Origin of the sequence: Synechococcus sp. R5-13, from assembly GCF_047462015.1 — a bacterium.
GTDB lineage: Bacteria > Cyanobacteriota > Cyanobacteriia > Thermostichales > Thermostichaceae > Thermostichus.
On the sequence record NZ_JANSIL010000155.1, the window covers coordinates 25,151 to 31,565 of the forward strand.

The 6,415-nt window shown below is 59.5% G+C and carries 4 protein-coding genes; 3 read left to right on the forward strand and 1 reads right to left on the reverse strand.

Annotated features, from left to right (window positions below; all coding sequences use genetic code 11):
• Window positions 1–138 precede the first annotated feature (138 nt).
• Both glgP and NW840_RS11795 read left to right on the forward strand, forming a co-directional pair.
• On the forward strand, window positions 139–2,739 hold the full coding sequence (glgP, locus tag NW840_RS11790; protein WP_414344463.1) for an alpha-glucan family phosphorylase: 2,601 nt from the start codon (window positions 139–141) through the stop codon (window positions 2,737–2,739).
• A gap of 412 nt (window positions 2,740–3,151) precedes the next feature.
• Complete coding sequence (locus tag NW840_RS11795) at window positions 3,152–4,198, forward strand: tetratricopeptide repeat protein (RefSeq protein ID WP_414344464.1); 1,047 nt, start codon at window positions 3,152–3,154, stop codon at window positions 4,196–4,198.
• A gap of 19 nt (window positions 4,199–4,217) precedes the next feature.
• Here the strand turns inward: NW840_RS11795 and NW840_RS11800 are convergent, their stop codons facing one another.
• Window positions 4,218–5,012: a response regulator transcription factor gene (locus tag NW840_RS11800; protein ID WP_414344465.1), complete on the reverse strand. Its 795-nt coding sequence runs from the start codon at window positions 5,010–5,012 to the stop codon at window positions 4,218–4,220.
• Window positions 5,013–5,266: 254 nt separating this feature from the next.
• Between NW840_RS11800 and fni the strand changes: the two genes are divergently transcribed.
• Window positions 5,267–6,325 (forward strand): type 2 isopentenyl-diphosphate Delta-isomerase, encoded by a 1,059-nt coding sequence (gene fni / locus NW840_RS11805; RefSeq protein WP_414344467.1) that lies wholly within the window; start codon window positions 5,267–5,269, stop codon window positions 6,323–6,325.
• The last annotated feature ends 90 nt before the right edge of the window (window positions 6,326–6,415 follow it).

Below are 6,415 nucleotides of genomic sequence, written 5' to 3' on the forward strand. Positions count from 1 at the left end.
TGAGGGAGTTCGAGCAGCCGTTGGATTACAGCTCGGCATCCACTGGATTACAAATCGACATTCAAGTTAAAAAGCCACGCCCTCAGGCTGAGGGCAAGGTAGCCTGACAGTGGAAACAACGCTCCTCCCGGATTCTTTATGAAGCCGCTACGCACGTTTAAGGTCACTCCCTACCTGCCTACTCCGCTGGAAAGTCTGCGCTTGTTGGCTTACAACCTGCATTTTAGTTGGAACGTAGAAACCCGCAGCCTATTCCGGCGCATGGATCCCGATCTGTGGGATGCCTGTGCCCACAACCCGGTGGCTCTTCTGGGTCGGATTCGGCAGGAACGGCTGGATGAGTTGGCGGAGGATCCCGGCTTTTTGGCCCAGTTGGAACGGGCCAGCCAACAACTGCAGAGCTACCTGCAGGAGGACACTTGGTATCGCAAGTATCGTTCGGCCCAAGCGGTGGAAGGGGAGTGCTACGCCTATTTTTCGGCAGAGTTTGGTTTGGCGGATTGTCTACCCCTCTACTCAGGCGGCTTGGGGGTTTTGGCCGGGGATCACCTCAAGGCGGCCAGCGACCTGGGCTTGCCCCTGGTGGGTGTGGGCTTGCTCTACCAAAAGGGGTATTTCCGCCAGTACCTCAACCCCGACGGCTGGCAGCAGGAACGCTACCCAGTTAACGATTTCTTTAACATGCCCCTGGAGCTGCAGAGAGATGCGGAGGGCCGCGAAATTCGCATTGAGGTGGATTATCCCAACCGCAAGGTGTTCGCCCGCATTTGGAAGGTGACGGTGGGGAGGGTGCCCCTCTATCTTCTGGACACCAACATCGAGCCCAACAGCCAGTACGACCAAGACATCACCGATGAGCTGTACGGTGGCGACCAAGATCTGCGCATCCACCAGGAGATCATGCTGGGGATCGGCGGCGTGCGGGCTTTGCGCGCCCTTGGCATCCATCCCACCGTCTACCACATGAACGAAGGGCACTCGGCCTTTTTGGCAGTAGAGCGGATTCGCCTGTTGATGGTGGAGCAGGGGCTGAGCTTTGAAGAGGCCTGGCAGGTGGCCAAGTCCAGCCAGATGTTTACCACCCACACGCCGGTACCTGCCGGGATTGACTTGTTCCCGCCCGACAAGATCGATTACTACCTCGGCTTCTACTACAGCCAGATGGGCCTGAGCCGGGAGCGCTTTTTGGCTTTGGGACGGGAAAATACCGGCGACTTCCAATCTCCCTTCAGCATGGCAGTGCTGGCCATCAACATGGCCTCTTTTGTGAACGGTGTGAGCAAGCTGCATGGGGCGGTTTCCCGCAAGATGTTCAGCCGGCTGTGGCCTGGGATCCCGCTGGAAGAAGTGCCGATTACTTCCATCACCAACGGGGTACATGTCCGCACCTGGGTGGGGGAGGAGAACCAAGCCCTCTACGACCGCTACCTGGGGCCGGATTGGGCAGAGGCTCCTCCTTCGGATCCCCTCTGGCAAAAGGTGGATCGGATTCCGGATGGGGAATTGTGGCGGGCCCACGAGCGCAGCCGCTCCCGCCTGATTAACTTTACCCGCGAGCGCTTGATGGAACAGCTCCAGAAACGGGCTGCCTCAGCGGCTGAGATCCAACGGGCCTCTGAGGCCCTCAACCCGGAGGTGCTTACCATTGGGTTTGCCCGCCGCTTTGCCACCTACAAGCGGGCCACCCTTTTGTTCCACAACCTGGAACGGCTCAAGGCTTTGCTCAACCATCCTCAGTACCCGATGCAGTTTATCTTTGCCGGCAAGGCCCACCCCCGCGACATACCCGGCAAAGAGCTGATCCGCCAGATCGTGCAGGTGTCGCGGCAGCCGGAGTTTCGCCAGCGCTTGGTTTTCATTGAGGACTACGACATGTATGTCACCAGCTTGATGGTGGCCGGGGTGGATGTGTGGCTGAACAACCCCTTGCGCCCCCGGGAGGCCAGCGGCACCAGTGGCATGAAGGCGGCAGCCAACGGTGGACAGAACCTCAGTATTTTGGACGGCTGGTGGGACGAGGCTGACTATTACCAGACCGGCTGGCCCATTGGCCGCGGTGAGGAGTATGAGGATCGCGCCTATCAAGATGAGGTGGAGTCGAATGCCCTCTACGACCTGCTGGAACAAGAGGTTGCCCCTCTCTTCTACCAGCGCGGCAGCGATGGCCTACCCCATCAGTGGATCCAGCGCATGAAGCAGGCGATTCGCCTCAATTGCCCCCAGTTCAGCACGCAGCGCATGGTGTTGGAGTACGTCCAGCGAGCCTACATTCCTCTCAGCAACTACTTCGACCGCATGCGCCGTGACCACTTCGAGTCGGCCCGCCAATTCGTTCGTTGGCAAAACCACCTGCAGGAGCATTGGTACAACATCCAGGTTCTCAACGTCCAGATCGAAACCCCGAAGAAAGCTGCCGCTGCCGGCCTTGCCTTGGCACAGGATGACCAAGTGGTGATGGCCAGGGATCCCCTCACCGTGACGGTGGAAGTGCGGCTGGGATCCCTGCGACCTCAGGATGTGATCGTGCAAGCTTACCAGGGGCCGGTCAAGGATGATGGCCAGATTCAGAAAGGACAGGCAATCTCCCTGCGCTATGTGGAGACGGTGGAGGATCGGGCCATCTTTTCCGGCCAGATTTGCTATGAGGCCAGCGGCTTGCAAGGGTTAGCCATCCGCTTGCTGCCCTTTCACCCCGATATGCACGATCCCTATGAGCTGCGGTTGATGCTCTGGGCGTGACATACTCCCATCACTGACCCTACGGGTACAGTGTGGGCTTCTCGCTTCATCGGGGAGCCTACGCAAGAACCCTCTGCGAGCAGACACGGGATGTCCCACCGCGTAGCTGCACCAGATTCCGGCAAAGCCGTTTTGTGCAACTACTCTCATCATACACCATGTGGGGGTATCTGTATCCCGACACTGACGCTACGGGTACAGTGCGGGGCTTAGCTACCCCCACACCCCCACAAGCTAAAGGGTTGGGAGGAGCACGGGGATCCCCTTTCTACTCTTGATCCAAGTGAGCTACGGGAGCTTTTTGGGCTTGAGCTGTTCGGCGTTTTTCGCTGCCAAATCGGGCAGAATCAGAGAGAAGCTCGCGAGCAGATTAAAAAAACAGGATACGTTCGTAACAGCGGTGCAGAGCAGTATGTTCAGAGCCCACGACTCTGCCGGTTTGCGCCTTTTGATTGCGGTTGCCCTGTTGCTGGGGAGCATGGCCAGCTGGCGGCAGGATCGTCTTTTGGCAGTGATGGGCCTGGTGGGTGCAGCCGCCATCTCTGCCTTTACCCGTCCGGCCATCTTGGCCTACAACCGTGGTCGAGAACGGTGGCTGAACCGGGATTTGCTGGGGGCTATTGAACAGCTCAGCTTGGCTCTGCAACGGGATCCCTGCCTGGCCAACGCCTACATTTTGCGGGGAGAAGCCTACTTTGCCCTCGGCCAAGTTCCCCAGGCCCTGGAGGATTTCGGCCAGGCGATCCGGTTGGCCCCGCGGCGACCAGAACCCTATTTTTATCGCGGGCTGATTCGTCAATCTCAGGGGGATCTCCAGGGAGCAACGGCGGAGTTTGCTGAACTGGTGCGCCTACACCCCAACGTCCCCCACCACCTCAGCTTGGCCAACCTGCTCGTGCAACAGGGATCCCTGCCTTTGGCCCTAGCTCATCTGGATGAAGCCATTCGCTTGGATCCCACCTCAGCGCTTGCCCATTCCCAGCGGGCCCGTTTACACAGCTACCTGGGCACCTGGGAGGCGGCTTTGTCCGATTGGTCGCAGGCTATTTACTGGGATCCCAGCCCAGCCCACTACTACCAGCGGGGGGTGACCTACGCCTGTGGTGATTACTTTGACGAGGCCATTGCCGACCTCAGCCGCAGCTTAGAAAGAGAACCCCAGCAGCCCAACGTTCTCTACATCAGGGGCAACCTTCTCTATGCGCTGGGGGAGATCAAAGCTGCTTTGGACGACTACGAGCGGGCCTTTCGCCTGGAGGCGGATATGAACCGGATTGACCTCTCCGACGAGTATGGCTTGTACGGACGAGGGCTGGCCTACTGGAATATGGGAGATAAAGCAACAGCTTTTTCGGATTTGCAGGCAGCTTTGCAGGTCAGCCGCCGACATCACAACCTGGCCTTGGAGCAGCGGGTACGCCGGTCTCTGCTGCAACTGAGCGATCCCGATTCTGCCTAGCGGAATTGACGTTAACTAGCTATTCCTTAGTAGGTGCTTTGCCTGACGCTGCGACTCCACGACGCTGCCGCTGAGGCCCAGATCCTGAATCGCCTGCAGCGGCTGACAGAGTTTTCTGTTCCTGAGGCAGCGGGGGGTTGAGACCGAAGCAGTAGCCGACATTGCGCACTGTGTGGATCAAGCTGGGCTGGCGCGGATCCCGTTCCAGCTTTTTGCGCAACGAGAGGATATGGGTATCGACGGTGCGAGGGTTATCGGTGGAATCCGGCCACGCTCGCTCTAGTAGCTCTAGACGAGAGACGGGATCCCCATCCGCCTGCACCAGCACCATCAGCAGGCTAAACTCCTGAGGCGTGAGGTCGATCCCTTCCCCAGCCAAGGCGACGCGCCGTTGCACCAGGTCAATTTTGAGATCCCCGTACTGCAGAAAGGTAGGGGGGATATGACGCTGTCGCCGCCGAGCCAAGGCTAGAAGGTGGGCATCCAGCAGTTGCATACTAAAGGGCTTGGTGAGGTAATCGTCCGCTCCTGCCTCCAGGCCGGCGATAATGTCCGCTTCGGATCCCCGGTGGGAGAGTAGCAAAATCAGCAGATCGTACTGGCGATGGGCCCACCGGCACAATTGCAGCCCGCCGCGGTTGGACAGCTCCGCATCCAAAATCAGCAGGTGAATGGGCTGCTGTTGCAGCAGAGTCTTTGCTTGGCGAAGGGTCTCTGCTTCCCAAACTTGGTGTCCGGCCTGTTGCAAATGCCAACACAGCAAGCTGCGCAGATGAGGGTTGCCTTCTGCCAGCAAGATGTGCAAGGGTTGCATGGCTGTTCGGTTGGGATCCCGCCCACATCATAGTGCTCCGCACCGCTACCGCGACAGTGCTCCGCACCGCTACCGCGACAGTGCTATGCCTCCGGCACCCTACCGGGAACCGCACCGCTGTCGTTGTAGATAGCGAGTCACCTTGGACTCCGTCCCGCTAGCGCGAACGGGCAATGCTGTTCGCCTTTGGCAGCGCACGGCGTTGTAGACTGACAATCTCTACCAAGACCAAGGTGCTCCGCACTGCTGACGCGATGGCCGATTCTCTCCCCCCCATTTCCGAGCGCAAACAGGATCACCTGGACATTGTTCTGCAGCAGGATGTGGCTGCCAAAGGGATCCGCACCGGCTTTGAGCGGTTTTTCTTTGAGCACGTGGCGCTGCCGGAGCTGCTGTTGCCGGAGATCGACCTAAGCTGCGAATTCTTGGGAAAACGCCTACAGGCACCCCTGCTCATCAGCAGCATGACGGGGGGAACAGAGGCTGCCCATGAGCTAAACCGACAACTGGCCGCCGCTGCCCAACAGTTGGGTATTGCCATGGGGGTGGGATCCCAGCGGGCAGCCTTGGAACATCCAGAGCTAGCCCGGACTTACCAGGTGCGCCAAGTGGCCCCGAATATTCTGCTGCTGGCCAACCTGGGTGCCGTTCAGCTCAACTACGGCTATGGGGTGGAGCAGGCGCGACGGGCGGTGGAGATGATCGAGGCGGATGCGCTGATTCTGCACCTCAATCCTCTCCAGGAGGCGGTTCAGCCCCAAGGGGATCCCGACTGGCGTGGATTGTATGGCCGCATCGAACGGTTGGTGGCGCAGTTACCGGTGCCGGTGGTGGTGAAGGAAGTGGGCAATGGCCTCAGTGCCAAAGTAGCCCAGCAGCTGGCCGAATGCGGCGTGGCAGCCCTGGATGTGGCGGGGGCGGGCGGCACCAGTTGGAGCGAGGTGGAGGCCCATCGCCAAACAGATGCTCTCAAAAAACGCATTGCCCACAGCTTCAGGGACTGGGGGATCCCAACGGCTTTGTCCCTGCTGGAAATTCGTCGCCTGCTGCCGGACTTACCCCTGGTGGCCAGCGGTGGCATCCGCAATGGCATCGACGCGGCCAAAGCTATCCGTCTGGGAGCCGATGTGGTGGGTATGGCCGCCCCCGCTTTACACGCCGTCTCCCAAGGACAGATGCAGGCAGTGGTGGACACCTTTCGCGCCGTGATCGAGGAGCTGCGCATTGTTGCCTTTTGCACTGGATCGGCCAACTTGGCTCGGCTGCGACAAGCTACCCTGCGGCGGCAGGATACTTGGGATCCCTTGCCCTAAACTCCAAGCACTTGCCACAAAGTAAACTACCCGACCCTGACTGCTTCGCAGTACAGGGCGGGCTTTCGGTAGCCCTGCAGTTGGCAAGCC